A 26,420-nucleotide genomic window follows, 5' to 3' on the forward strand; every position below is an offset into this window, starting at 1 on the left:
CTTAAAATTCAAATTTAAACTGAATATCTTTTAATCTTTTTTTAATTATTTTGTAATATTCATTATTTATTTCACAACCCAATCACTTTCGTTTTAACTGTTCACAAGCATACGCGGTTGTACCACTTCCTAAAAAACAATCTAAAATTAAATCATTTTCTTTACTATATTTACTAATTAATCGATTAAATATATATAATGGTTTTTCTGTTGGGTGTCTTGTTAATTTTTTTCCGATTGAATAATTAAAAATTGTTTTTTTACTTTCATAATCATTTTTATAATTCGGAATTCGATGTTTTTTAGAATAAATTATCATACAATATTCTTTATCTTGATAAATATGATTATTAGTTGGCATTGGATTTGTTTTGTTTCAAAGGATAAAATCATAAAGCATATCTTTTTTACGAACTCAATCTAAATAATCTATAATTTGTTGTCTATTCATTCAAATTAACATAAATTTATTTTTTGAAATTCGATAAAACTCATCTAAATAAGTATTTATATCAAATGAATTATGTAAATTATTATCATAGATAGCATTAATATATTTATTTATGCTTTTGGTTATATTGCTTTTTTCATTTTTTTGTTCGTTTTCTCTTTTTGATAAATTATATAAATAGGGCGGATCAGTTAGTATTAAATCAACACTATCGTTTTCTAATGTCTTTATAAATTCCAAAGCATCTCCATTTATTAATTTTCCTAAATTTGTTTTAAACATTTTTTCACCCTTTGCCTTTCGCTTCACTTTAAAGGTGATCGCAGGCACTATACTATTGTGTTTTAAAATATGTAGTGAGCTTTCTATGTTATGTCTATTTAATATATAATCTTAAAACTTTGTATATTATTTAAAACTTTTTTGGGAATATTTTAATTTAAACTTTTTAAGTCTTTAATTAATTGTTCTTTTTTTTCAACACTTAAATTTGTGAAATTATTTTTATTTGTTTTTACTTTTTTAGGTTCACTTGAAAATAATGCTTTTTTCATATTAGTAGAGTAATTTTGTTTATATTGATTATATAAATTAATTAATTCCGTTCCAGTTAAACTCTTTCAAATATTACGCTTTAAATTTTCATCATATTTTACAATAGAATAATAATTATCATAAATCAAACCGATTGCTACTTGATTACAATTTTTTTCACTCGGATAAATAAACTTATTACTCAATCAAAAACCAATATGACGATTATGATTAGGTAAATTTATAAATGAAGCTTTATCTGTTCTAAAAACTATAAATTCTCTTCGAATAAAGCAATTTTCTACGTTAATATTCTTCTTATAACTTGGTTTCTGATACATTACTCAAATCAACTCGCTTTCGGTTACACTGCATTGAACAAACATTTAACTTAAAATACAAACTACCAACAATTTTTTTATTCAAAATAGAATGACAAATTTGACATTTACGTTTTAAAAAAAATATTCAAATTCCTAACATAATTAATCACACTCCTTTTTTTAATAAACATTGTTATATTTAATGTTTATCTATTGTTTATTTAATGTTTATATATTGTTTATCTATAGTTTATTTATTGTTTAATAAACATTGTTATATTTAATGTTTATCTATTGTTTATTTAATGTTTATATATTGTTTATCTATAGTTTATTTATTGTTTAATAAACATTGTTATATTTAATGTTTATCTATTGTTTATTTAATGTTTATATATTGTTTATCTATAGTTTATTTATTGTTTAATAAACATTGTTTTATTTAATGTTTATATATTGTTTATTTAATGTTTAATAAACATTGTTAATAAACATTATTAAAAATATAAAATAGTAAAAATTGGCACACTTAAAAATACTATTAACAAGTTTAATAAAGGAAATATAAAATTAAAATTAATAAATCAAATTACATAACTAGTGTGCCACAGATAAGTTATTCATCTTGTTATATTAAAATTATTTAATTTTACTAAAAAAGATTTTTAAATACCCAGTCTCTCAATCAATATATATCTTTGAATTTTCTAAGCGTTCATAAAATAAAATTGCTTTTTTATTTGTATATTTAATTTGATTTAACAAACTCTTATGTTTTTCACAAGTTCATAAAAATTTATTTGTTTCAAATTTTTCAGTAATAAATGATATTGCTTGAAAACAATTATTAACATCACATATTTTTTGTTGTTTAATAATTTTCATTTTTATAAATTAAATTTAATACTGAGTATAATAAACATCATCAAATCATTCTGTTTTTTCGCGATGATTAACTTTATGAAACTGTTTTGGTATTCCACATTTACTGCATTTAATAACAATATTTTTTTCCATTTTTAGTTTCTCCAATCTAATATTTAACTATTGATTTATTAATATAACTAAGTGAAACAGAACAAGGACAACACCTTTACTAAGTTAGTGGACAAATTATTTATTAATTTCTTAATTTAATATGGTTTTTTCAGAAAGGAAACAACTTTTTTATTATTTTAAAAATTATAAATATATAAAGATGTTGTCCTTGTTCTGAATCAATTAGTTATTTTAGGTTTTTTCAAATAAAAAAAACCATTTTTGTAAATGGTTTAATTATTCTTATTTAATTTCTTTATATATACCCTACTTTTTTTTTATGCGACCAAATCTTTTTTATTTCAGCTTCATGCATTACAAGATTATTTCAAAGTCGGAAATTATGGTTTTGAATTTTATATTGCTTAATGTTTTTAGGAATTTTATTAGTTTTTATTTTACCGCAAAATTGAATTAATATGATTGCACCAGTCATATTCGTTATTACAACAATTGGTAAATTTAAAGTTACTGTTGCAAAAGGATTAGTTCGATAAAAATAAATCTCATTAAAACTTAAATATCATAATGAATTTGTTGAAACACCAAAGCCAAAAGTAATCGTACAAATAATCGTATTGATGTTTGTTAAAAATTTTAATAATAGTGAATTAACATTCCATTATATTATTTTTTGAATAATCACTATTATCAGTTATATATCCTAACATAAGTAAAATTGTTAAAACGATACAAAAATAAATTATCTAAATTATTCATAATTTTATCCTAAAGGTTATTAAGTTTTTCAACACGAAGCGCATGACGACCAGCATCAAAAGTACTATTTAAAAACATATCAACAATTCAAATTGCATTTTGATTTGCAATAATTCTAGCACCCAATGCCAAAACATTAGCATTATTATGTTCGCGCGCTAATTTTGCTAGCATTGTTTCATTGCACAATGCTGCTCTAATTCCTTTTACTTTATTTGCCGCAATTGAAATTCCAATTCCTGTTCCACAAATTATAATTCCAATACTATTTTTTTCTTTAATTACGCGTTCACCAACAGCTTGACCAATATCAGGATAATCAACTACCTCAATACTATCTATACCTAAATTAATAATTTCATATTTTTGTGCAATTAAATGTTTAACAATTGCATTTTTCATTTCAATACCTATATGATCATTCCCAATCACAATTTTCATTCTTATTGTTCTCCTTTTCCTACAATTTAACTATAACATACTGGTTTTTTAAATAAAAAAAATTAATTCCTTGTAATAATATCCAATAATTTTTCAGGACTCATTGGCGTTACTGTTACAATTAGTTTTGTCTTTTTTGCAACTACAACATATAAATTACCTTTTAAATCATGGAATTTAATATATAAATTTTTTGTTGTCTCAATTCGATCAGAAGAATTATCAATAATTTTAATAATTTTTTCTTTAATAATTAAATCATTTTCATTTTTAAAAGCAGGAATTAGTTCTCAAATTCGTTGCAAACAATGAAAAGAAAACCCTAAACGGTGTTAATAATAATATCCCATTTCTATATGCACCTACTTTACAATTATTATACAGATATATTTAAAAAAATAATGATAAAATATTAAAAAAGTAGTACTTTCCTTTACACTTTTTTATCTATTTGCTATAATCTTTTTGTGTCTTAAAAGTCGAAAGGAGAGCAAAAATGGCTAATATTAAATCACAAATTAAAAGAATTAAAACAAATTCAAAAGCTAATTTAGCAAATAAATCTTTTAAATCATCAGTAAAAACAGCAATCAAAAAAGCAGAAATCGCTATTAACGCACAAGAAGCAAACGCATCACAATTAGTTAATACTGCAATTAGTTTAGTTGACAAAGCAGTTACTAAAGGAATTTATCATGCTAATAAAGCTGCTCGTGTTAAAAGCAGATTAATGCTTAAAACACATTAATTTTAAAATCCTTTTTAACAAAGACAGTAAATATTAAAAAAATAAAAAAAATCATATTAATTATGATTTTTTTTATTTATCTTTTGATTTATTAGAATCATCTTTTTCAAAAACATTATCATCTTTAAACTCATCATCAAATAATGTTGGATCCATTTCATATTTTTGTCCATTCATCATTGCAGTAACTACTTTTTGGTATTCTGTATTAGCACGAATTAATTTATTACGGTCTGTTTTAGGAGATAAAACTACTAAAATAATAACCATAATTCCTGCAAGAAAACCAGAAATCATTGAAATAATTGTAAAAATATGTAATACTTTGTAAGTTGTGCTATTATAAACTTCGCTTACTAAACTATTAATTGTCATAGTTAAATCTGAATCTGGTAATAATAATAATTCTGTTATTTCTAATTGTGGGTCGTTTTTAACAATATAGCCATTATTAGGTACCGATATACTATTAAAATATTTCTCAACAACATTTGGTAATAATATTTGAATTAATGACAATGAAGAATAAAAAAGAATAATGATTGATAATACAACTGGTCAGAATCTAACAACATAATTATCGCGTTTAAAACGCTTTTTCACTAATAATTCATAACCCAAGAAAATTCCTGGCAAAATCGATAAAATTCCTGAGAAAGTTTGCAATCCGGCGGACTGCATTAATAAAAATTTATATTTTGAACCAAAACTAAATACTTCACTAAAATTATTGTTAGCATTATGTAAAGCACTATCAGCACCACCACCAATAATAACAATTGCTCTAGTTCGTGGATTTGTATAAACAATTACTTTTGTGTCTAAATAGATATTTAAATAGGAATTTAAAAATCACAATAAAATTAACAAAGCAGAAGCTAAAATAACAAAAACAGCAACAATTTTTTTTAAAATTGGCATATACTTTGGTTTTGAAGTATAAAAATAAAACCGTGGGTCTAAGCGTGGATGAATTGGCATATTTACCATTTTCTGCATCATTTGTGATATATCAAATTTACTTGGATCACTAAATTCCGAACTAATGCCACCCATTGACGCTCCTATGTCTCCAATTCCCCTTGCTGGTCCTACTTCCGGTTGTGATTCGTCTACCCCTTCTTTATTAGCTTTAACTTTTAACTTCTCACGAGCATTATCAATTACTTTTTCATCAGTAAAATCAGCTGTGGCATCAATTAAATCATTAGTGATGATGTTTTCTCTGGTAATATAATTTTTTTCAACACCAAAATTTGAAACAATATATTTCACAAAAACAACATATTCTTCATCTAACATATTAAAAGTAGCCCCGTCAACCTTTTCAATTGTTTCTGATTCATTAGTAATATCAACCAAAACTTGAGCAAATGAAAGAGTAAATTTATTATCATTTAAATTTGCATTAAATTCTTTTTCTAATGTTAATAAATTACAAATTTGTTGAATTACTAATTTTTTAAAGTCCTGGTTAACTATTACTTGTGCCTTAATATTATCATCGTTAAAGATATTATATAATGTATAAACTATATAGGCATATAATTTATTTTCTTTCATTTATTTATGTCCCTCATCTCTCTTTTTGTAATAATTTAATTTATATCAAATAATTTAATTAAATACAAATCACTACTAATTTCTTTTCTTATTATACCTTTTTTTATATTATAATCAATTCAAAATAATTTTTGAATAATATTATTTGCTTTATTAATACTGAAATTATGCATATGCTCTGAAATTTTTTTTACTCGAAACGGATGAATTTGTAAAATTTCTGCAATTTGTGAAGGTGTTTTTTTTAAAGAAGATAAAACAATAATATCTCTTGTAAAAATAATACTATTAGTAATTAATGCTAATAAAGCAATACTATTTAAACCGCGTTCTTGTAAATAATGATAATTTATTAAAAAACTATTCAAATCATTTTTTAATAAATCATCAACTAATTTAAAAATATTGGTATCTAAATACTTTGTCATATTATTTTCAATTAATTCCATCGTAATATTTGAATTTATTAATAATAATTTTTCTAATTCATTTTTAATGATATATAAATTATTTGGCAAATATTCAACAATCTTAGGAATTAAATTTTGTTTAATTGTACCATTATGCTTTGTAATATAATCATCAATAAACTTAATTAATTCATTATATGATAAATTTGTTGCTTTTAAAACACTAGTTAACGCTAACATTTGTTTAGTTATTTTTAAACGATTACTAAGTTTATTAACTGGACAAATAAAAATAATAAAAGTACTCGGATTTGGAGCTGCTAAATATTCCATTAAACTTGTTAAATAACTTTTATTGTATATTTTTGTCTTAATTTTTTCTTCTGTAAGAAAATAACTATCATTAACTATTATTATTCTTTTTCCTGAAAACATTGGAATTGTGTTGGCATCATTCAGAATAGATAATAGGGGGTCTTCTAAGTAATTATATTCTTGTAAATCATACTCATTATCAGGATTAATTTTTTTTAAAATCTTATTTTTTTGCATTTTAATTAAAAAAGCATCTTCTCCATATATTAAAAACATCTTTTAAAGCTCCTTTAGAATGTTCTAAAACTTATGACAAAGTAATATTATCATATAAAGTAAAAAATAAATTAAGGATTTAAAATAATTTAATTGTTGTTGATGCTGACATAATATTAAATTGAAGATTTCTTCTACCATTTGTAAAATAAATTTGACACCTAATTGTTTTTAAATTTTCAACAACAATTGGAGCCGGATAATTTTGACGTTTTGTTTTTTCACCAGAGATGAAACAAACCTTTGGTGTTATTTTTTGTAAAAATGCTAAGCTTGAACTAGTTTCTGAACCATGATGAGGAACTTGTAACATAGTGATTGAAGATAATTTTTCTCGTAATAAATTTATTATTATTTTCATCTTTATCATTAATTGTTTTATGTAAGACAGTAAATCCTAATCCACCAAATTGAAATGTTTTCAATTTTGTATCATTTTGAATTACTTGTTTAACATTAAAATATTTTTTTACAGTTGGTAAATTATTCTTATGATCATCATGTTGATGTGAAACAAAAATAGCATCAATTCAATTAATACCTGCTCATTTTAAATAATTACTAACTAATTGTTTTGAACGACCATATCCAACCCCAACATCATATAAAACTATTTTTAAAGTACGCTTGTCTTGAAAAAAATTGTTTAACCATTTCCAACATTTAACATTGTCATTGAATAATAAATACTAGTAAAATATGATTGTAAACTATAACAAATTATTGATAGAATGCAAAATATTATAAATATTTTGTTTCCAAACACACTTTTATTCATTCCTCATAAAAGAATATAATATAATAAAAGAAATAACAAAGGGACATAACCAATATTTCATATTAAATTAATTTTATTTAAAATCACCATATAATTAGTTAAAAATAAATAAAAATATTGATAAATAAAATAACAGGGTGTATAAAAACAATTATTAAAGAGAATAAATAAATTAATGATAAGATTGGTAACAATAATAAATTAAATAAAATAGTAGAAAAATTTAATTGATAATTAAAATATAACATTCATCCAAGTAGAAAAATAAATACCATTAAGTTATAATATAGCAATTTCTGTCAAAAATAATAATGTTTTGTTTTTGAATTTAAATTTAAAAATAATCATGTTATTATAAAACTATATCAAAACCCAATTCCTAAAAAACTATATGGAAAAAATAATAATATTAATAAAATACTTAAATTTAATTTTTGCTTTGCTATTAATTTATAGTCTCAAAAGTGAACATTAAATAGTGATAACGATAACAAGACAATTGCTTTTACACTAGTAAAAGAAAAATTTAATAAATATAAATAAAAAAAATAAGAATAAGTAAAAAAATAATAATCTTTTCGTCGTATTATTCGTTTAAAAATTTTGCTTAAAATATAAAACAAAATATTAAGATGATAACCTGAAACAATTAACAAATGAATAATGCCCAATTGAAGAAAATAATCATATAAAACAAGTGTTGTCTTTGTTTTTTGTCCAAATAAAAATAAGGCAAGCGTATCTTTTGTTAAGTTATCATAACTATTAAAAAACTTTGTTATTTTGGCAAGAATAGTATTTCCAGGTTTAACATCAATTACTTTTGTTATATTAAACTGATAAAAAATGTTATTAGCATTCAAAAATGATTGCATATTTAATTCATACACATTAGATCCTGATTTAATGTTTGAATAATAACCCTATAAACAAATTTGATCATGTAAATTAAAATTAATAGTTGTTTTTAAAAAATATTGTTTTCAACCAACACTAAAATAATAATAACCATTTCCTTGTTTTTGAATTTTGCCACAAACAATGTTGTTCTAGTGCAAACTTGGTTGTTGTAAATAATAATGACATAATGCTGAAACAATAATTGTAAAAATGATTACTCCTCAATAAATTTTTTGTTGTTGCCAAATCAAAATAAACCCTAAACATAAAATGACTAAAATTGACCAATAACTATTAATTAATAATAAATAATTAAATCCAATAATACTACTCACTAATAAAAATTGTTCTTGTTTTAAAAATTTTAATTTATATTTTAAATTAAAAAACACAAAATAACCTTAAAATATTTATTATTTGAGAATGTAAAAATTGTGGAATTAAAACTTGATTCAAAAGTTGTTTGGTAATTAAATAGCGGTGGTATCATTTAATATATTTTGGGTTTGAAATTAAACCAATATTTGTCAATTTACGATATTTTTTTTGCAGTGTATTTTGATTAATTGGCATATAGTTTTGAAACTTAAAATTAAATTTTAATAAAATTTCTTCAATTAAAATTCCAAACATTTGTTCAGTTATCTGAAGCGGATTTGGAATAATATTTTTGTTAAGTAATGGCAAATTATATTTATTAGTAAAAACAATTTGATAAATATTGTTATTAAAATCTGTTGTGGGTTTATTTTTTTGATAAGTATTATCACGAAAAGAAAATAAAAAATAAATTAACGTAACTAATACTCCGAATAAAATTGTAAACATAAAATACCCCTGCTTTTTAATTGTTCTTCCCTACTTTCAAATTACTATATAATCATCTTATTTTTTTTATTTTACTTTTGTTAATTAAAATTTAATGTTAAAAAATAATTATTAGTTTTTCCCAGCAATTAAAATATTATATTTATTTAATACATAACTATCTAAATCAGTTATTTCAAATGTTCTATCAGCCATTTCTGGTTGAGCAACATACATTCCCTTCTCATTAAGTTTCGCTACAGGAACATAATCACGTTGATAATTAATCATTGCGCCAGATTCTGGATCATGACCATTACGATAATAATTATAATTATTTTCATAATCCATTAGTTGTTGATATGGTGAAGTATAATTAGCTTCTTCTGTTAATGCTGATGAATTTTGAATAATAAAATTCATAAATTTATAAGCTAACTCCTGATTTCTAGCATTTTTTGATAAAACCATATTATCACTTCAAATATTAGTTCCTTCAACTGTTTCTGGTGTTCACGCTGTTGTTGCTCGTGGGCAGGTAATAATTAATTTTGTTCCTTTTGCTTCTTCATGACTCTTTGCAAATAATGTATCCGCATAAATTGCATCCCCATTATACATAAAAGCAAAATCAAAATGTCCATCACCAACTGCATTGATTAACTCATCATTCATTAAGGCAACATTATTATGTTTTAGCAATGTTGATAATTCGTTGTAACCATGATCAACTTCCATTTGCGTTGTTGGTACTGGTTTGAAATAATTTTTTTCAGTAGTTAACATAAATAAATTTCGTGGATCATTATTAATTAAAACTCGTTTATTTGCTGCGGCTGCTTGTCATAAAATATCTCAAGAAATGCCATTTGAGATAATCTTATTATTTTCAACATCATTAAGTTTAATTTTATCGCGATTTATACTAGGTTCTCACTCTGCACGTTGATAACCAAATTTTCCTTGAACTGTTGTTGGTAAATTTTGATTTGCTTTAGCAAATATCTCATCTAAAAATTTTAAGTTACTTTCTGTTGGATTAATCACAAGTGATACTTCTCCTCAAAAATAAGGTAAACTATAATTAACAATTGTTTTTTGAGTAGCATCTTTCAGTTTATTTTTATTTAAAACATTTAATAATCCAGCAGCTAATGATGCCGCATAATTTTTATCAAAACATTTTGCTGTTGTTGGATCCAAAGTAGAAGAAAAAATATAATTTTGATAAAATTCTGGATTTGTTTTTTGTACTGTTGCTACATCAACATTTAAATCATTAAAATATTCATTCCCAACTGTTCGTTCTTTGACATCTTGTCCATGATAATTTGGATTAGGTTTAATAATGTTGAAATTTTTATCAACATCATTTAATTTTTGATAATCAATTTCTTCTAAACGTCCTTCTTGCGCTAACTTATTAACCATATAGTCACTTGGAACCATCACGTCATAATGTGTTGTATATAATTTGTTATACAATGTTTCATTACTATCATAAACACTATATTTAACTTTTACATTATATTTTTTTTCAAACTTACTAATTAAATCTGAAGTAATATATTCACCTCAATTTGCTACTGCTAAATCATAAATATTATTTTTAATATAAACTGCTGTTAGCAAAGCAATTGAACCAACTGAAATTGTTACTAATGATAATGACTTTCAACTTTTTGCAAATCAACGGGATTTTTTTCGTGATATTTTATTAATATTTTCTTTGGTTTCTTGCCGTTCAATAAAAGTTTGTTTTTTATTCTTAATTCATAAAACACTTTTATCATATTTTTTTTCTAGTTTAACAATTTTTCAACGTAATTGTTCTTTTTGTTTTTCATTATTAATTTTTTTATTATTTAATTGATGATAAAGAAAGGCTAATTTCTTTTCATAGCGTATAATATCTTTATCTTTATAAGTTCCTTTTAACATTTCTCGGCGAAATTTATTATAATTAATTTTATAAACATTTCATCCATTTCATCCAATAATAATAACTCCAATAATTGCAATACAAATCGTACCAAAAGCATTAATAAAAGGTTTAATTCTTTTCATTGTATAAATAAAAGTTGCAACATTGACATCGTCACTACCAATAAAATAAGATATAATAAAGTCATCAAAACTCATTGCAAATGCAATTGCTGCAGCTGCAATAATTGCTGGTTTTAAAATTGGTAAAATAATTTTTCGCAAAGTTTGTGAAGGCTTTGCACCTAAATCTAATGAAGCTTCAATTAATTTTGGATCAATTTTCCGTAAACGTGGTAATACTGTAATAATTACATATGGAACATCAAATGAAATATGTGCAAAAACTAATGTTAACATTCCAAAATTTGCTCCTAAAGCAATAAATAACATCATCAACGAAACAGCTGTAATAATATCAGCATTAATTAATGGAATATTAGTAATTGATAATGTCATTCTTTGTGTAACTCGCCGTGCTCAACTTAATCCAATCGCAGCTAAAGTGCCAATAATAACGGAGACAACAGTTGCAATTACTGCTGTAAAAACTGACACAATAATACTTTGTAAAAAAGGTTGCTCATTAGCAAGTTTTTTATACCATCGATCAGAAAAACCATTAAAAATACTCATACTTTCACCACTATTAAATGAAAATAAAATTAAAATCATAATTGGAATATAAATGAATAACATAATTAATGCCATATAAGATGATTTAAAAAACTTTTTCATTGCGACGCCCCTTTCTTGTTTCAAAATATTTTGATAATGAATTTGATATCACAATAATTAAAAAAACAATAAGGGCTAAGACAACTGAGATTGCTGCTCCAATTCCAAAGTTTTCTCCTTTAAAAAAATATGCTTCAATTACATCAACAATTAAATTAATACGACCATTCCCCATAAATTTAACAATAATTAACGAAGTTGCTGCTTGCACTAATAATAATGTTCCACCTGCAATAATACCTGGGATTGATTGACGAAAAATAACTTTTCAAAATGTTTTAAAACCATTTGCTCCCAAATCTTTTGAAGCTTCAATTAATGAAGTATCAATTTTATCTAAACTATTATAAATTGGTAAAATTACAAATGGTAAAAATGCATACACCATTCCAATAACAACCGAAATTGGTGTACCAAGTAAACTTGGAGCAATAATATTAAACATTGTTTGTAATCCAATAATTTTTAGTAACATATTAATTCAAATTGGTAATGTTACTAAAATTCAAATATTTTTTGACAATAATTTTGATTTACAAAATGCCATCACATAAGCAACTGGATAAGCAATCACAATTACAATTAGGGCGGCAATTAATGAATATCCTAAAGCTAAAAATAGTGCAATAATAAATTTTTGCTCTGAAAAAAAAGTTACAAAATTTTTAAAATTAATTTCAAAAACTAAACTATTTCCCGTTGGTTGAATAAACGAATATAATAAAATAATTAATAATGGTACAACAATTAATAAAATCATAATAATAAGGTATGGCCATAAAATTGGATTTAAGCCTCTTTTAAACCATTTGTTTTGTTTTGCATAATAAGAAATATTTAAATATTTTGTTCGACATCAAGCAGCAAAATGTTGACTAATTGATTTAATTTTACTACCTTGTTTTTTAAATCATCCTTTACCTTTTTTTGGTGGTTTATTTTTGTTTTTCATAATTCTTGCTCCTTAATCATCAATCTCTTTCCACATAACATGAATATCTTCAACATTTCATGAAATATCAACTTGATCACCTTCTTCAACTCTGTCTGTTGAATGAATTAAATATTTTCGTTCTTTACATTTAACAATAATTTCCCAATGAACTCCTTTAAAATTAATTCTTTTAACTGTTCCTGTGAAAAATCCTTTCCCAACTGGAACAATTTCAATATCTTCAGGACGAATAATAATATCAATTTGTTCTTCATTTTCACCAAATCCACGGTCAACACAAACAATTTTTTTGCCATCAATTGCTACTAAATTATCTTTAATAAAAATTGCATTTGAAATAATATTTGAGTCACCAATAAATTGTGCTGTTCATAAATTCTCTGGCTCATTATAAATTTCCGCTGGTGTTCCAACCTGTTGAATTGCTCCATCATTAATTACAATAATACGATCAGACAATGTTAATGCTTCTTCTTGATCATGAGTTACTAAAATAAAAGTAATTCCAATTTCTCCTTGCAAAGTTTTTAATTCTGCTTGCATTTTTTTTCGTAACTTAACATCTAATGCAGCCATTGGTTCATCTAATAACAAAACCTTTGGCTTATTAATTAATGCTCGTGCTAATGCAACGCGCTGGCGTTGACCACCCGATAATTGTTCAACTGATTTATCTTCAAAACCTTCTAATCCTACTAATTGTAAAAATTTCTTTACTTCAATTTCAATAACATCATACTTATTGCGTTTAACTTTTAAACCATAAGCAATATTATCAAAAACACTTAAATGCGGAAATAAAGCATAATTTTGAAAAACAGTATTAACTTCTCGTTTATGAACTGGAGTTTTTAAATAGTCTTTTCCTAAAAATAATAATTCCCCACTATTAGGTTGTTCAAATCCAGCAATAATTCTTAATGTTGTTGTTTTTCCACATCCTGATGGTCCTAGTAATGTGACAAATTCTCCTTCTTTAATATTTAAGTTAATTCCTTTCAAAACTACTTTTCCTTCATATTGTTTTGAAATGTTTCGTAACTCTAAAATATTTGTTTCCAATGCTAATGCTCCTTTTCTAATCTTTTAAAATATTGGTGGTGTTGAAATTCATAATACCTCAACAATTTCATTTGTTTCATTTTTTAAATAGTGTTGATTATTACCATATAAATAAAAACTATCACGAGTATGTGCTGTTTGTACTTTTTGCCCAGAATAAACTAACACTGTTCCTTTCAAAACATAACCAAAAATCTGACCCTCAAATGGTAATATACGTTCTGATTTTCCTTGCGGCTTAATTTGAATTAAAATTGGTTCTAATTCATTTACTTGCGCATTAGGAACTAATCATTCAATTCGATAATTATTTTGTTTAACTTCAAAATGTTCTTCTGCTGCATAAACAAATTTTCTATTTTTTTCTTGTTTAAAAAAATCTGCTAAGTTGGTGCCTAAAACTTCTAAAATACTTTGTAGTGTTTCAATACTCGGAGAAGAAATATCGCGTTCAAGTTGACTAATAAAACCTTTCGTTAATTCACAACGATTTGCTAATTCTTCAATTGTTAAATTATTTTTTTGACGTAATAGTTTAATTTTCTCTCCTAGTAACATAGACAACCCCCCCCCTTTGGTAATTTTGTTTAGTTATACTAAACTTTTTTTAAATTATGGCAACATTAATTATAAAAAAAACAAAAAAAATATCAATAGTTTTGATGATATTTTTTATTTTACATTTTGTAATCAAAGTGCAAAACATTAAATATAACAATGTTTATTAAACAAATATTTAGTTATGATATGATAAAATTGATTAATTTTGTTAAGAAAAATCAGAATGTAGAAAATTATTTTATTAGTAAGGAATTTATTCCTTTTACAACAGATAAAGCAAGTTTTATTAATTTACCCAATCATAATCGTCATATCGGGGTTTGATTGAGTAATAAGTTTATTTATCAGATTGAAAAATATTCAGAACAAGTAGCAATCGGTTTGATTTATAATAATTCTTATCCTATTATAAAGTATGATGAAAATTTAAAGCGAAATATTTGAAAATATTTAACTGGAACAGTCTTAATCAATTTATATAATCAATATAAACAAAATTATTTTATACAAATGAAAAAAGTATTATTTTCAAGTTAACATCAAAAAGTAAAAACAAATAATAATAATTTAATAAATTAAAGTGATGAAAAAGTACAACAATTAATTAATGACTTAGAAAGTTTAAATTAAATGAGTTTATATGATTATTGAGTTCAATTTGTTAGTTAAATTATTGGTGCAAATGCGCCCCTGAGTTTTTATATGTTATATCGTTTGTGTTATTTATTGTTTTGTTTTTTGGAATGTTTTTTAAACTTATTCAAAAAATGTGGAGTTTTTAAAAATGCAAAATGATTGAATTAAATTAAAAGAGTTTTTTATTCATTTCTTTTTGTTTATAGATAAAACAAATGTTGAAACTATTACAACTTGAAATTTAACTCAAAATGAATATTTAACTTTAATGGTTGGTATTTGAATTGTTATTTTGTTATTAACTTGGTTTTTCTTGTGAATGGTTTTTAAGATAGTTAGGTATTTTAAATAATGAAAAAGTTTATATTTTTCTTTAAAAACTATTGTTATATTAGTGGTTCAATGATTTTGTATAGTTTGGTTAATTTATTATTTTGGATAATTTCTTTGTACTGTGTTGGTTTAGTATTTTGAATATTATTTGCTTTACAATATGTTTATTTTGTGTGATGATTATGAAAAAATATTTTTTATCAGTTAAATACTTTTTGTTTAGTTCAGTTTATTTGAGATAATATGTTATCAGTTATTATTCGAAAGTTAGGTACCGGTAAAACATTACTTTTAAATTATTTATTGCAAACCATGAAATTATTAACAGATGAAATTTATAGTAATTATCCGTTAGAAGATGAAAAAGTTAAAGTTTTAACATTTAAAAATTTAGATTTTACCGATGGAACAAAACCAGTCCCACCCGATTATAGTGTTATTTTATTTGATGAAAGTTATTTGTATATTGATGGAACTAGTCCTCACGATGAGAAAAAAGTTCATAGTGGTAAAATACCGTGAATTGTTTTAGCGAGACATTTTGGTAATCGTGCGTTGTTTACTGCTCAGCGTGAGGATATGATTTGAAATAATATTAACCAGTTAGCAAGTGGAATTATTATTCCAATTTCATTGAAAAAACCAGTTATTAAGAAGGGGGTTTAATTTTTTAACCGTTTCTTTATTATGCGAATTGGAATTTTTCAAGATATTACCGATTATGAAATTTGAAAAAAAATCAGTAGAACAAACAGCATAAGGTAAACGAGCAAAACATAAGTCGGATGTTGGGTTAGGGATTCGGTTTTTTAAAATAATTATTCCGCTTGAATTTGCTAATAAGTTGATAGTCAATGGTTAAAATTTGTGCTTGATTAAAAAAATGATGAAATTTTTAATAAAAAAGAATATTATTGGTCGGAAATAACAAAATTGAGTGTTAAAGAGCGATTGGAGTTATTTGATATTGATATTTTGAAAAAAAATTTAAAACCTAAAAAAGAGAAAAGAAACAAGAAAGATGATTAATTTATTAGATGAAAATAATAATAGTAATTGAGACAAGATTTTTAGTATTGTTTTTGATATATTTTTGTTTATTTTTGATGTAATTTGAAATACAAAATTACCGATGACAAATACGTCAATTGCTTATTTTTTAATATTTTTTATGGTTATTAAATTATCGATTTATGCAATTCACGGGACATCAACACAATATAATAATTTAGGTTTAACAGTTAATAGTGGTGTTTCGCAAATATATTATTCAACAGTTCGCGGTGTTTCTGATACTAAACAAAATATGCAAAAACATAATAAAAATCGTAAATAATTTAAAATTAATCGTAATAAAAAACAATTATCAAGTTTAGCAAAACAAGCAAAAACAAGAGAACAAGGATATAGGAGAGTGCATAAATAATGATTAAATTAGTTTTATTGGTGGCAGCAATTGCGATATTTGGTACTGATTTTATTACTATTATTATTAATCAATTTACATCAGCAAAAAATATTATTATGGATTTATATAATTCTGATACTTGGTTGATTTGATTATTTGGCAGAATGGCAATTTTGTTTAGTCATCCGTTAATGTTAACGATATCGAGTTTATATATTGTTGGGTTTATTGTTTCAAAAACATTGTATAGTTAGGAGTTGAATTTATGAAAAAATCGTTATCTTTATTTGCCATATTTATTTTAATTTTTTTAGGTTTGGTTATTACATTGTTACTTTAACGGCGTTTAGACCGTTAAATGAGAAGCATTATACGCTTAAAAAAGAAAATATTATAGTACTAATAAAGGTATTAATTGACCGCGTAAAATATTCAGTTGATATAAATTTACCAAAAACTAAGAAAAAGATAGATATAAAATTATATCTTTTTTAATTATGTTAAAATCGTAGATAACCTTGCTTAGTTTAAAAAAATAACAGCAAAACCAGTCAAATAAAACTCTCCTACTTGGAATGTAGTAAAACCAAGCAAGCGAGGATAAACAATATAGGGGTGGCCGTACCGCTACGACATAATGCAGGCAATTCTTTTAGGCAATATAAAAGAGTTATTGTGGTTTGGGGATAAATCTTTAACATGCAATGGTTAAAGGGTAAGTGTTACACAATAAAAAAATTTAGAAATCTTACTATTTGTAAGGAGGATTTGAAAGTGTCTTTAAAAGAACTCTGTTGAAAAGAGTTAAAAATTAAATTAATTGTCGACAATGTTGAGCGTTATAAAGAAAATCGTTATCCAAGAGTTAAGTTAAATGAAAATTATTGAAAACAAGTTATAACACAAGAAAAACCATTTAATAAAGTTGATAATAAGTATTATTTTGTTGTGCGACGTGGTGATAAAAATGATGATTGAAAAATTATTAAATTTAACAATAATGAAAAAATTAAAAGATGACATCCAAAAACTTTGGATGTACAAAATAATATTAAACTTTGCTTAACTAACTATGCAGAAATTCCAATTGATATTGATTTATCAATTGATGCAAGCACAATTAATCGTTGAAAAGATGATATAAAAAATAATTATTTTAAAGCAGTTTATCGTTGGGATGGCGTTGGTGAACCAGGAATCCCAACCATTAATAAAAACACTGGTGAGGTTATATTGTAGCAGAATACTTATCAACAAAATTGCGTAAAAAACTTTATTAATTTATTTTTATATGCTTTTTTATCTGAAAATATTATAGTTCAACAAAGTGGTAATGCGGATTATGAAAATCCTAATAAGGTTGGAACAAAGCGGATAATTTTTGATTTTGAAACGGTTGATGAGTTGGATGTTAAAAATATTAAAAAAGCAATTTATCGGATGATTTTGACTGTTGATGAATCAAATTTAATTATTTCCGGCAGTTTGGAATTAAATAATATTAATAATTATGATTTAAGTTTTAATTTTAGTTTTATGCAAACGATAACGGGTGAAGTTTTTAATTTTAATGGTTAAATTTATTCATCATTAAATAGTAAAGGTTTAAAATATTATCAACAATTTAGCGGTCAGTTTGATTTATCTAAGTTTTTACAGTCGTTTTTTTTGCAAGTGCGTTGGTGCCAGTGTTTCAAAATCGTAGTTCGTTTATTGAAAATTGATATATTGATAATTTACAGTATGATATTGTTTTAGTTAACTTTTTTGCGTTGAAATTGCAAAATTTTAATAATATTTTGTTGAGTGAAAATATTAACTATAAATTACAATTTGATAAATTATTAAGTAGTATGTTTAATATTTCACAGAAATTTTATACTAATTATTTACGCACGATTTTTGATTTAGAAAATAATACTTATGTTCAAGATTATAATAAAAAATATGGTTTATTAGTAAATAATGGTTTTAAAATTTATCCACGATATTTTTATTTTTCGGATAATGATATGTACCGATATTATAATTTTAATTTTGGTATTTATAACTGACAAGAAATTAATAACGGTGGGTTGTTCCCCGATAAACAATGATGACAGGTGCAATATGTAACGCCCGCGGGTTGATGAGATTTTGGTGCTCATATTAAAAATGCGGTCATTTGAATTGTTAATACTATTCCGGGAATTAAACAAGTTAACGAATTAGCGAGCGGTGTTGGTAACGTTTTTGAAGCAGTATATAGTTTTTTTAGTGAAATATTTGAAGTATGAAAATTTAATCCTGCATTGTATAGTATAATAAAAAATATATTTTTATTAATTATTTTTATGAAATTTGTGCGATTAATATAAAAAAGGAACTGTTATTCAGTTCCTTTTTGTTCTTTTCAATCAATAATTTCACTAGTATTCTTGTTAATAGTTGGTAATTGTGGTTCACCAACGCCATCCCAACGATAAACTGCTTTAAAATAATTATTTTTTATATCATCTTTTCAACGATTAATTGTGCTTGCATCAATTGATAAATCAATATCAATTGGAATTTCTGCATAGTTAGTTAAGCAAAGTTTAATATTATTTTGTACATCCAAAGTTTTTGGATGTCATCTTTTAATTTTTTCATTATTGTTAAATTTAATAATTTTTCAATCATCATTTTTATCACCACGTCACACAACAAAATAATACTTATTATCAACTTTATTAAATGGTTTTTCTTGTGCTATAACTTGTTTTCAATTACTGCCTTCTGGTGGTTGTTGTTGATTATCTGGTAGTTCTGGTTTATTATCTTCTTTGTTTTTATTATTATTTTCTTTATTACAACTGATTAATGTTATTGTGCTTGTTGCTGTTAATTCGATTGCTCCTATTATGCTAAGTCATTTTTTCATATATATTGTTCCTTTTTATTGTTTTATATATAATTGATTTTATCATATATTAATTATATATCAATTATTCGTATTAAATATTAAAAATTTTATAAGTTAATGAAAGGTATATAAATGTTATGTATAGTCATTTAAGTTTTATGGATAAGGTTAAATTAGAACAATTATTATTATTATTAAAAATTTTTTTAAAAAAGAATGGTAAACAAAATATTTCTGTAATTACTAAATGTTTGAATAGACATCGTAGTATTATTTTACGAGAAATTAAAAATTTTAAAAATATTGATGAATATAGTGCTTATAAGTCAGATAAAATGTATTATAAGAAAAGAAAAAACAATAATAAAAGATGTAAATTTATGGAAGAGCAGATTAATTTTATGAAAATTAGACTTAATAAATATCGTGATTCTCCGAGAGAATTTATTTATCGTTATTTTTTAAAATAAAACATTGTATAAATGAATTTGTTTGGGTTTTTATGGATTTTTAAAACAAAATTTACGATATCGTGATAAAAAATTTAAAACAAAAGGAAAAAAAGATAATCGTGGTAAATTAACTGATTTTAAGTCAATTTGAGATATTGAAAATAAAGTTTCTAACGTTTGATGATTTGAAATGGATACAGTCGTTGGAAAAAACCACCTATCTAGTAATTTGGTTTTAGTAGAACAATCAAGTAAAAATTATTTTGTAATGAAATTAAAAAATCATACTGCTAGGGAAGTTGAAAAAAGTTTAAAGATATTGTTATAAACAATAATTTAATTGGGAAAATTAAAGGCGTAATAACTGACAGAAAAAAGAATTTAGTGAATGACTATAAATGGAAATATTTGCTGAAACACAAGTATATTTTTGTAATGCTGGTAAACCTCGTCAAAAACCTTTAATTGAAAATATAAATGGTGAGTTTAGAAAATTATTTCCTCTTGGAACTGATTTTAATAATATTAGTCAACAAAAAAATAAATTGAGTAGTTAATAATGTAATAAATGATAAACTCCGGCCATGTTTAAATTGAATAAGTTCTAAAGAAATGTTTTTGCAAAATATATAAACAATAAATATTTAAAAATGTATATTAAATTATAAAATATGTAATTAATATATTATTTAATTAATAAAGATTTGTTGTACTTAATTTTACATAATTTATTTTTTAAAATATTTATTAATTGCTTTTGCTACTCCTGAACGACGATAATGGGCAGTTGTATCATCAGAAATATTTTTAATATCCGCTTTAGCATTTCCCATCGCAATTCCAACGCCAGCTCATTTTAACATTTCATAATCATTTGAACCATCACCCATCGCAATAATTTCTGATGGTTGAATATTATATATTTTAGAAATATATTCTAAAGCATATTTTTTGTCACTATCCTTTGGACTAATTTCTAAATTTAAACTTTGATTTGGCAAATATGACCAATCAAAAATATTAAATTCATATTTTACTAAAAGTTTTGCTTTAAATTTTAGAACATTCTCTTTTTTACCACTAACAACAAACTTGTAAGCTTGGTCATGTAAAGTAGTAGGATCATATACTAATATTCTTTTTCGTTTTGTGTGAAAACTCATTCATTTAGTCATCAAACTATGCTTAGTATTAACATAAGCAAAATGTTTATTCTTAACGGAATATGATCATAATTGAATTTTACACTTATTAGCAAGATAAAAAACATTTATTAATTCATTATTAGAAAAAAAATTTTGTTGAAGAATTTTTTCTTTCGCAAAATCATAAATTATGCCACCATTAAAACCAATTACTGGCATTTTATTTTCAATAATGCCTAATTTTTTTGCAACTTTTCTAATAGCACCAATACTACGCCCAGTTGCAATAATCACTTTAATCCCATTTGCCAATGCTCACTTAATTGCTGCAACATTTTGCTTTGAAATTCGATTTCTCCTTGCTGTTGTACCATCCAAATCAAGAGCAATTAACTTATATTTCATTAGTTTTTCTCCTCTTATTCTTTTTGTTAATTATATCTAAAAATTAAACATATGGTAAATATTTTATTAAACTTTGAACTTTATCTAATCTTTCTCATGGTAGTTCAGTATGGTAACGACCAAAATGCCCATAAGTTGCCGTTTGTTGATAAATTGGTTTTTGTAAATCTAACGTTTTAATCATTGCTTGGGGGCGAAAATCAAAATTTTTTTTAATCGCCTTCAATATAATATCATTTGCAACAAAATTAGTTCCAAATGTTTCAACAAAAATTGAAATCGGTTCAGCAACTCCAATCGCATAAGATAATTGAATCTCACATCGTTCAGTTAATCCTGCCGCAACAATATTCTTTGCAACATAACGAGCCATATATGCTGCTGAACGATCAACTTTTGTTCCATCTTTTCCCGAAAAAGCACCACCACCATGCCGTGCATAGCCACCATATGTATCAACAATAATTTTTCGCCCTGTTAACCCAGCGTCACCTTTTGCTCCACCAATTACAAATCGACCAGTTGGATTAATTAAAACTTTAAAATCTAAATTCATTTTAAATTCTTGCACAACTGGTTCCATAATTTTCGTAATAACAAAGTGTTTAAATTTAGCTTCATCAATATCTTCATCATGCTGAATTGACATTAAGATTGTATCAATATAAATATGTTTAGCATTTGTTATGTCTAACGTTACTTGTGATTTCATATCTGGTCGTGCCCCAATAAACATTCCTTTTTTACGAAGCATACTTGCTCGCTTTACTAAAGCATGAGCAATAGAAATTGCTAACGGCATATAATTATCTGATTCATTTGTTGCATAACCAAACATAATTCCTTGGTCACCAGCTCCAGCATTATCAACACCAAGTGAAATATCTGGTGATTGTGTTTTAACTAATATTTCAACTTCACAAGTTTGTCAATCAATTCCACATTCTGCATCATTATAACCAATTTCTTTTAATACTTTACGTGCTACATTGGCATAATCAACTTTTGCTTTTGTTGTAATCTCACCACCAATAATAACCCGGTTTATTGTAATAAAGCATTCACATGCTACCCGTGATAAGGGATCTTCTTTTAAGCATGCGTCTAAAACAGCATCTGAAATTTGATCACAAATCTTATCAGGATGCCCTTCTGATACTGATTCTGATGTAAATAAAATTCGCTCTTTTCTCATCTTTTTTCTTCTCCTTAATCATAAATAAAACCACATCAGAATAATGTGGCATTAATAACAATATGTTTACATATAAATTAATAGTTAAGTTCTATTCAATAACTAATAAATCTTATTGGTAGCATATCATTTTGCCCTGCTAAAAGCACCTTCTAGTTAAATATAGGGTTGCTAGTGGATCATTGCTTAGCGTACTAACCACTTCTGAATAAGTTTTATGTTGTTACTTGACAATGACAACAAGTATATTATAACTTAAAAATTAGTTAATTTTAATTTAAATTAATTATTTCGGTAAGAATTTCAACACTAATATTTTGATTAGTGAATAAATAATGTTTTGCTGTTTCAATTTTTTTTATTTTAACTGGTCTATTATTAATTAAAGTTACTTGTTTTGTATCATAAAATTTATCAACCTCTGCTTGTAATATTAAAGTTTTTACTTTAAGATTATTAATTTGTTTTACTATCTTTTTATTAAGATAATTAAATTGTAAAATTTGATTTAAAAAATAAGTTTGTTCTTTTTCCATCATTAAAGTACTATAATCTTCATTTTGACTTAAAAGTTGATAATCAATATGAATTTTAAGAGTTTTGTTTAAATTAAATAAAAAACCAAATCCAATCCCAATTTTGCTAATCATTGAAAATCTTATTCCATTTAAATTTGTAATTGGATTAACAAAAACAATTTTTTCAATTAATGGTTTTTGTTTCAATAATAAATTAATTAAACCACATGAAAATCCTTCTAATAATAAAATAATTCTTTGTTGTTCATATTTATTTTTTAATGCTGTAATTACGTCAATAATATCATTCACTAAAACTCCAACATTTTTAATACTAGTTGGCACATTATCTCCGACATTGCGTTGATTAAAAGCAATTACTGAAACTTTATTCTTAGCTAATATTTCATTATTAATTAAACCAGTAAAATTTTCCTTACTACCATATAAATCATGAACTGCTAAAATAATATCCCGACCATTTTTATCAATTGTTCCTAATGTTGATAATTCATATTGATCAGAAGTAATAAAGTATTTATGTTCGATATATTCCGGTAATTGAATTTCTCATCGTTTTGTTTTCTTGTTTAAAAGACGATAACAACGTAGAAAAAAATAACAACACAAAAAAATTCCTAAAATACTACAAACAACAATAATTATTACATTTGTTTTAATTAAACTAGTCATTTAAGTTACTCCTTTATTATCCTAAAAAATCAGTTTCATTTTCTGGATGAATTAAAATTCGTTCAACTTTTACTGCTTGGTTAGTTTTATCATCTACTTGTAATCATACCGCTGAAAAAATTAATTTATCATTTTCAGCTGCTGGTTCAAAACGCACTGGTAAACCAGTTTTTTCCTTAAGAATAATTTCTTCTGGATTTGCCCCAATAATTGAATTATAACTACCACACATACCAACATCGGTAATATATGCTGTTCCTTTTGGCAATATTCGATTATCTGCTGTTTGAACATGAGTGTGCGTTCCAAAAAAACCAGTAATAATACCATCATAATTCCAAGCAAAAGCTAATTTTTCTGCACTAGCTTCGGCATGAAAATCAACAAAATGAAGATCACTATCATTATTATTAATAATTTCTTCAAAAATTGTGTATGGATTATCTACTGGGTCCATAAAACTACGACCTATTAAATTAGTCACACGAATCTTTTTATTATTAATATTAATAACAACTGTGCCTTTACCAGGTGTAAACGAATTCATATTTGCTGGTTTTAATAAATTATTTACTTCTTCAATATAATTTAAAACTTCTGGATTACGAAAAATATGATTTCCGGAAGTAATAATATTAATCCCCATTTCTTTTAATTCATTATAATGATGCTTTGATAAAGATTTCCCATGGGTAGTATTTTCACCATTTGCAATAATTAAATCAAGCTTATATTTTTTTATTATTTGTGGCAAATATTTATTAACAGCTGTCCGTCCAGCTTGTGCATAAATATCACCAATCATTAAAATATTCATTTTATTTTCTCCTTAATCACTATCAATTTTTTTTAATTTTTTTATTAATCCAGCACATTCCTTAATATTTTTAAATTCTTGATAAATGATATCTCGCTGATGTTGCTTATAACCTAATTTTAAGTTATTTTCAAATTTATGCAAAGCATTTGTAATTTTTACCAATGAATCATAAACAGCATTACGCGAAACATTTTTTAAACCTGCAATTTCACTTAATGAATAATCATCAAAAAAATATAATTCAAAATATTTTATTTGCTTTGTTGTTAATAATTTCCAATATAATTCATATAAAAGAATTAACTCATTTGAGTTTGCCAAATCTTTCATTATTCTATTTCCACTTCATCCTTGTTAAATAAATCTTTGGTTAAATTATAAATATATTGCTCAATATCAAATTCTTGTAAATCAGTTGGTTGCTCACCCAAACCAATTAACTTAACGGGAATTTTTAATTGGTCCTTAATTGCTAAAACAACGCCTCCTTTAGCCGTACCATCCATTTTTGTTAAAACAATCCCACTAACATCTGTTACCTCCGAAAAATTCTTTGCTTGTAAAATACCATTTTGACCAGTAACCGCATCAATTACTAATAAGGTTTCATGTGGAGCATCGGGAATTTCTCGTTGAATAATACGATTAATTTTATTTAATTCATTCATTAAATTAACTTTATTTTGTAAACGTCCCGCTGTATCAATAATAATAATATCAACTTGTTCTTTTTTTCCTTTAACTAATCCATCATAAATAACACTAGCTGGATCTTGCCCTTCTTTTAACGGTTTAACAATATTAACATTTAAACGTTCTGCTCATTGGTTTAATTGTTCAACCGCCCCTGCCCGAAAAGTATCACCAGCAACTAATAGGACCTTTTTCTTTTGATCAAGAAATTGTTTTGTTAATTTAGCAATAGTTGTTGTCTTACCGGCACCATTAACACCAACCATCAAAATAACATTTAAGCGCTGGTCTTTAATATTTAATTTATTTTGTTTACTTTTTGGATCATTATATAAATCCATAATTACTTCAACCAAATAATCATTTGTGTCCTCAATGCTTCAATCTTTTCGTACTTTTTTACGAATTTGATTAATAATTTGTAAAACCATATTCATTCCCATATCACTTGCAATTAAAATTTCTTCTAATTCTTCTAAGTATTGATCATCATATTCTTTATACTTATGTGCTAATTTTTTAATATCATTAGAAAAGGTTAAACGTGTTTTACGTAACGCCTTTTCTAATTTAATCTGTTTTTTTTCTTCACGTTTTGCTTTTAATTTTTGAAAAAAAACCATTTCTTTCCTTCA

27 protein-coding genes, 5 pseudogenes and 1 riboswitch are annotated in these 26,420 nt (G+C 24.5%); of the genes and pseudogenes, 9 read left to right on the forward strand and 23 right to left on the reverse strand.

Annotation, left to right across the window (positions count from 1 at the left end):
* Position 1 precedes the first annotated feature (1 nt).
* From SKUN_RS07070 to SKUN_RS07080, 4 genes are all read right to left on the reverse strand, one after another.
* Complete coding sequence (locus SKUN_RS07070) at positions 2 to 733, reverse strand: DNA-methyltransferase (protein ID WP_053391432.1); 732 nt, start codon at positions 731 to 733, stop codon at positions 2 to 4.
* Between the two features lie 152 nt (positions 734 to 885).
* On the reverse strand, positions 886 to 1,326 hold the full coding sequence (locus SKUN_RS07075; RefSeq protein WP_053391433.1) for a DUF3627 domain-containing protein: 441 nt from the start codon (positions 1,324 to 1,326) through the stop codon (positions 886 to 888).
* Positions 1,304 to 1,468 carry a hypothetical protein gene (locus tag SKUN_RS09940; RefSeq protein WP_167693716.1) on the reverse strand — a complete coding sequence of 55 codons (165 nt, stop codon included), beginning with the start codon at positions 1,466 to 1,468 and terminating at the stop codon, positions 1,304 to 1,306. The genes SKUN_RS07075 and SKUN_RS09940 overlap by 23 nt, the downstream gene beginning before the upstream one ends.
* Positions 1,469 to 1,947: 479 nt before the next feature.
* Positions 1,948 to 2,193, reverse strand: coding sequence for a hypothetical protein (locus SKUN_RS07080; RefSeq protein ID WP_053391434.1), 246 nt, complete (start codon positions 2,191 to 2,193; stop codon positions 1,948 to 1,950).
* A 521-nt stretch (positions 2,194 to 2,714) separates the two neighbouring features.
* Here SKUN_RS07080 and SKUN_RS11485 point away from each other — a divergent pair.
* A complete protein-coding gene (locus SKUN_RS11485) occupies positions 2,715 to 2,843 on the forward strand; it encodes a hypothetical protein (RefSeq protein WP_268794834.1) in 129 nt (42 codons plus the stop codon).
* Between the two features lie 232 nt (positions 2,844 to 3,075).
* On the opposite strand, the gene rpiB is transcribed toward SKUN_RS11485, so the two are convergent.
* Positions 3,076 to 3,507: a ribose 5-phosphate isomerase B gene (gene rpiB, locus SKUN_RS07085; RefSeq protein ID WP_053391435.1), complete on the reverse strand. Its 432-nt coding sequence runs from the start codon at positions 3,505 to 3,507 to the stop codon at positions 3,076 to 3,078.
* A gap of 62 nt (positions 3,508 to 3,569) precedes the next feature.
* On the reverse strand, positions 3,570 to 3,812 hold the full coding sequence (locus SKUN_RS07090; protein ID WP_235511018.1) for a hypothetical protein: 243 nt from the start codon (positions 3,810 to 3,812) through the stop codon (positions 3,570 to 3,572).
* Positions 3,813 to 4,003: 191 nt separating this feature from the next.
* Here SKUN_RS07090 and rpsT point away from each other — a divergent pair, with 191 nt between their 5' ends.
* Complete coding sequence (rpsT, locus tag SKUN_RS07095) at positions 4,004 to 4,255, forward strand: 30S ribosomal protein S20 (protein WP_053391436.1); 252 nt, start codon at positions 4,004 to 4,006, stop codon at positions 4,253 to 4,255.
* Positions 4,256 to 4,327: 72 nt separating this feature from the next.
* Here the strand turns inward: rpsT and SKUN_RS07100 are convergent, their stop codons facing one another.
* The 10 genes from SKUN_RS07100 to SKUN_RS07135 all read right to left on the reverse strand — a co-directional run bounded on the left by SKUN_RS07100 (position 4,328) and on the right by SKUN_RS07135 (position 14,600).
* Positions 4,328 to 5,818: a hypothetical protein gene (locus SKUN_RS07100; protein ID WP_053391437.1), complete on the reverse strand. Its 1,491-nt coding sequence runs from the start codon at positions 5,816 to 5,818 to the stop codon at positions 4,328 to 4,330.
* A gap of 35 nt (positions 5,819 to 5,853) precedes the next feature.
* Complete coding sequence (gene holA, locus SKUN_RS07105; protein WP_053391438.1) at positions 5,854 to 6,819, reverse strand: DNA polymerase III subunit delta; 966 nt, start codon at positions 6,817 to 6,819, stop codon at positions 5,854 to 5,856.
* Positions 6,820 to 6,898: 79 nt separating this feature from the next.
* Positions 6,899 to 7,180 (reverse strand): ComEC/Rec2 family competence protein, encoded by a 282-nt coding sequence (locus SKUN_RS10980; protein ID WP_235511019.1) that lies wholly within the window; start codon positions 7,178 to 7,180, stop codon positions 6,899 to 6,901.
* Between the two features lie 515 nt (positions 7,181 to 7,695).
* Complete coding sequence (locus SKUN_RS10985; RefSeq protein ID WP_235511020.1) at positions 7,696 to 8,487, reverse strand: ComEC/Rec2 family competence protein; 792 nt, start codon at positions 8,485 to 8,487, stop codon at positions 7,696 to 7,698.
* Positions 8,488 to 8,646: 159 nt separating this feature from the next.
* Positions 8,647 to 8,832 carry a hypothetical protein gene (locus SKUN_RS10990; protein WP_235511021.1) on the reverse strand — a complete coding sequence of 62 codons (186 nt, stop codon included), beginning with the start codon at positions 8,830 to 8,832 and terminating at the stop codon, positions 8,647 to 8,649.
* Between the two features lie 46 nt (positions 8,833 to 8,878).
* The gene (locus tag SKUN_RS07115; protein WP_235511022.1) at positions 8,879 to 9,325 is read right to left on the reverse strand and encodes a hypothetical protein; all 447 of its coding nucleotides are present in this window, start codon (positions 9,323 to 9,325) and stop codon (positions 8,879 to 8,881) included.
* Positions 9,326 to 9,436: 111 nt separating this feature from the next.
* Positions 9,437 to 12,025, reverse strand: a complete 2,589-nt coding sequence (locus tag SKUN_RS07120; protein WP_053391439.1) for an extracellular solute-binding protein — start codon at positions 12,023 to 12,025, stop codon at positions 9,437 to 9,439.
* Positions 12,009 to 12,977 (reverse strand): spermidine/putrescine ABC transporter permease, encoded by a 969-nt coding sequence (potB, locus tag SKUN_RS07125; protein ID WP_053391440.1) that lies wholly within the window; start codon positions 12,975 to 12,977, stop codon positions 12,009 to 12,011. Before potB ends, SKUN_RS07120 begins: the two co-directional genes overlap by 17 nt.
* Before the next feature lie 12 nt (positions 12,978 to 12,989).
* The gene (potA, locus tag SKUN_RS07130) at positions 12,990 to 14,042 is read right to left on the reverse strand and encodes a spermidine/putrescine ABC transporter ATP-binding protein (RefSeq protein WP_053391441.1); all 1,053 of its coding nucleotides are present in this window, start codon (positions 14,040 to 14,042) and stop codon (positions 12,990 to 12,992) included.
* A gap of 24 nt (positions 14,043 to 14,066) precedes the next feature.
* A complete protein-coding gene (locus SKUN_RS07135; RefSeq protein WP_053391442.1) occupies positions 14,067 to 14,600 on the reverse strand; it encodes a helix-turn-helix domain-containing protein in 534 nt (177 codons plus the stop codon).
* 189 nt (positions 14,601 to 14,789) lie between these two features.
* On the opposite strand from SKUN_RS07135, the pseudogene SKUN_RS07140 reads away from it, so the two are divergent.
* The 6 genes and pseudogenes from SKUN_RS07140 to SKUN_RS11855 form a co-directional block, all read left to right on the forward strand.
* Positions 14,790 to 15,182: pseudogene (locus tag SKUN_RS07140) on the forward strand (DUF3627 domain-containing protein).
* A gap of 205 nt (positions 15,183 to 15,387) precedes the next feature.
* Positions 15,388 to 15,591, forward strand: a complete 204-nt coding sequence (locus SKUN_RS07145) for a DUF2649 family protein (protein WP_053391443.1) — start codon at positions 15,388 to 15,390, stop codon at positions 15,589 to 15,591.
* Positions 15,591 to 16,601, forward strand: a pseudogene (locus SKUN_RS11670) (hypothetical protein). The gene SKUN_RS07145 and the pseudogene SKUN_RS11670 overlap by 1 nt, the downstream one beginning before the upstream one ends.
* Positions 16,594 to 16,998, forward strand: a pseudogene (locus tag SKUN_RS07155) (hypothetical protein). Before SKUN_RS11670 ends, SKUN_RS07155 begins: the two co-directional pseudogenes overlap by 8 nt.
* Positions 16,998 to 17,234 carry a hypothetical protein gene (locus tag SKUN_RS07160; RefSeq protein ID WP_053391444.1) on the forward strand — a complete coding sequence of 79 codons (237 nt, stop codon included), beginning with the start codon at positions 16,998 to 17,000 and terminating at the stop codon, positions 17,232 to 17,234. Before SKUN_RS07155 ends, SKUN_RS07160 begins: the two are co-directional and overlap by 1 nt.
* An 883-nt stretch (positions 17,235 to 18,117) precedes the next feature.
* Positions 18,118 to 19,337 (forward strand): annotated as a pseudogene (locus SKUN_RS11855) (spiroplasma phage ORF1-like family protein); the annotation flags it as partial.
* Positions 19,338 to 19,348: 11 nt separating this feature from the next.
* On the opposite strand, the gene SKUN_RS07175 reads toward SKUN_RS11855, so the two are convergent.
* Complete coding sequence (locus SKUN_RS07175; RefSeq protein ID WP_053391447.1) at positions 19,349 to 19,882, reverse strand: lipoprotein; 534 nt, start codon at positions 19,880 to 19,882, stop codon at positions 19,349 to 19,351.
* 119 nt (positions 19,883 to 20,001) lie between these two features.
* On the opposite strand from SKUN_RS07175, the pseudogene SKUN_RS07180 reads away from it, so the two are divergent.
* Positions 20,002 to 20,949: pseudogene (locus tag SKUN_RS07180) on the forward strand (IS30 family transposase).
* Between the two features lie 95 nt (positions 20,950 to 21,044).
* Here SKUN_RS07180 and SKUN_RS07185 read toward each other — a convergent pair.
* From SKUN_RS07185 to ftsY, 6 genes are all read right to left on the reverse strand, one after another.
* Positions 21,045 to 21,866 (reverse strand): Cof-type HAD-IIB family hydrolase, encoded by an 822-nt coding sequence (locus tag SKUN_RS07185; protein ID WP_053391448.1) that lies wholly within the window; start codon positions 21,864 to 21,866, stop codon positions 21,045 to 21,047.
* Between the two features lie 43 nt (positions 21,867 to 21,909).
* Positions 21,910 to 23,061 (reverse strand): methionine adenosyltransferase, encoded by a 1,152-nt coding sequence (metK, locus tag SKUN_RS07190; protein WP_053391449.1) that lies wholly within the window; start codon positions 23,059 to 23,061, stop codon positions 21,910 to 21,912.
* 109 nt (positions 23,062 to 23,170) lie between these two features.
* Positions 23,171 to 23,276: riboswitch (SAM riboswitch) on the reverse strand.
* Between the two features lie 57 nt (positions 23,277 to 23,333).
* Positions 23,334 to 24,272: a serine aminopeptidase domain-containing protein gene (locus SKUN_RS07195; protein WP_053391450.1), complete on the reverse strand. Its 939-nt coding sequence runs from the start codon at positions 24,270 to 24,272 to the stop codon at positions 23,334 to 23,336.
* Between the two features lie 16 nt (positions 24,273 to 24,288).
* Positions 24,289 to 25,089 (reverse strand): TIGR00282 family metallophosphoesterase, encoded by an 801-nt coding sequence (locus tag SKUN_RS07200; protein ID WP_053391451.1) that lies wholly within the window; start codon positions 25,087 to 25,089, stop codon positions 24,289 to 24,291.
* A gap of 12 nt (positions 25,090 to 25,101) precedes the next feature.
* Positions 25,102 to 25,422, reverse strand: a complete 321-nt coding sequence (ylxM, locus tag SKUN_RS07205) for a YlxM family DNA-binding protein (protein WP_053391452.1) — start codon at positions 25,420 to 25,422, stop codon at positions 25,102 to 25,104.
* Positions 25,422 to 26,408, reverse strand: coding sequence for a signal recognition particle-docking protein FtsY (gene ftsY, locus SKUN_RS07210; RefSeq protein WP_053391453.1), 987 nt, complete (start codon positions 26,406 to 26,408; stop codon positions 25,422 to 25,424). The genes ylxM and ftsY overlap by 1 nt, the downstream gene beginning before the upstream one ends.
* Positions 26,409 to 26,420: the final 12 nt, after the last annotated feature.

This window comes from Spiroplasma kunkelii CR2-3x (assembly GCF_001274875.1).
Classification (GTDB): domain Bacteria; phylum Bacillota_I; class Bacilli_A; order Mycoplasmatales; family Mycoplasmataceae; genus Spiroplasma; species Spiroplasma kunkelii.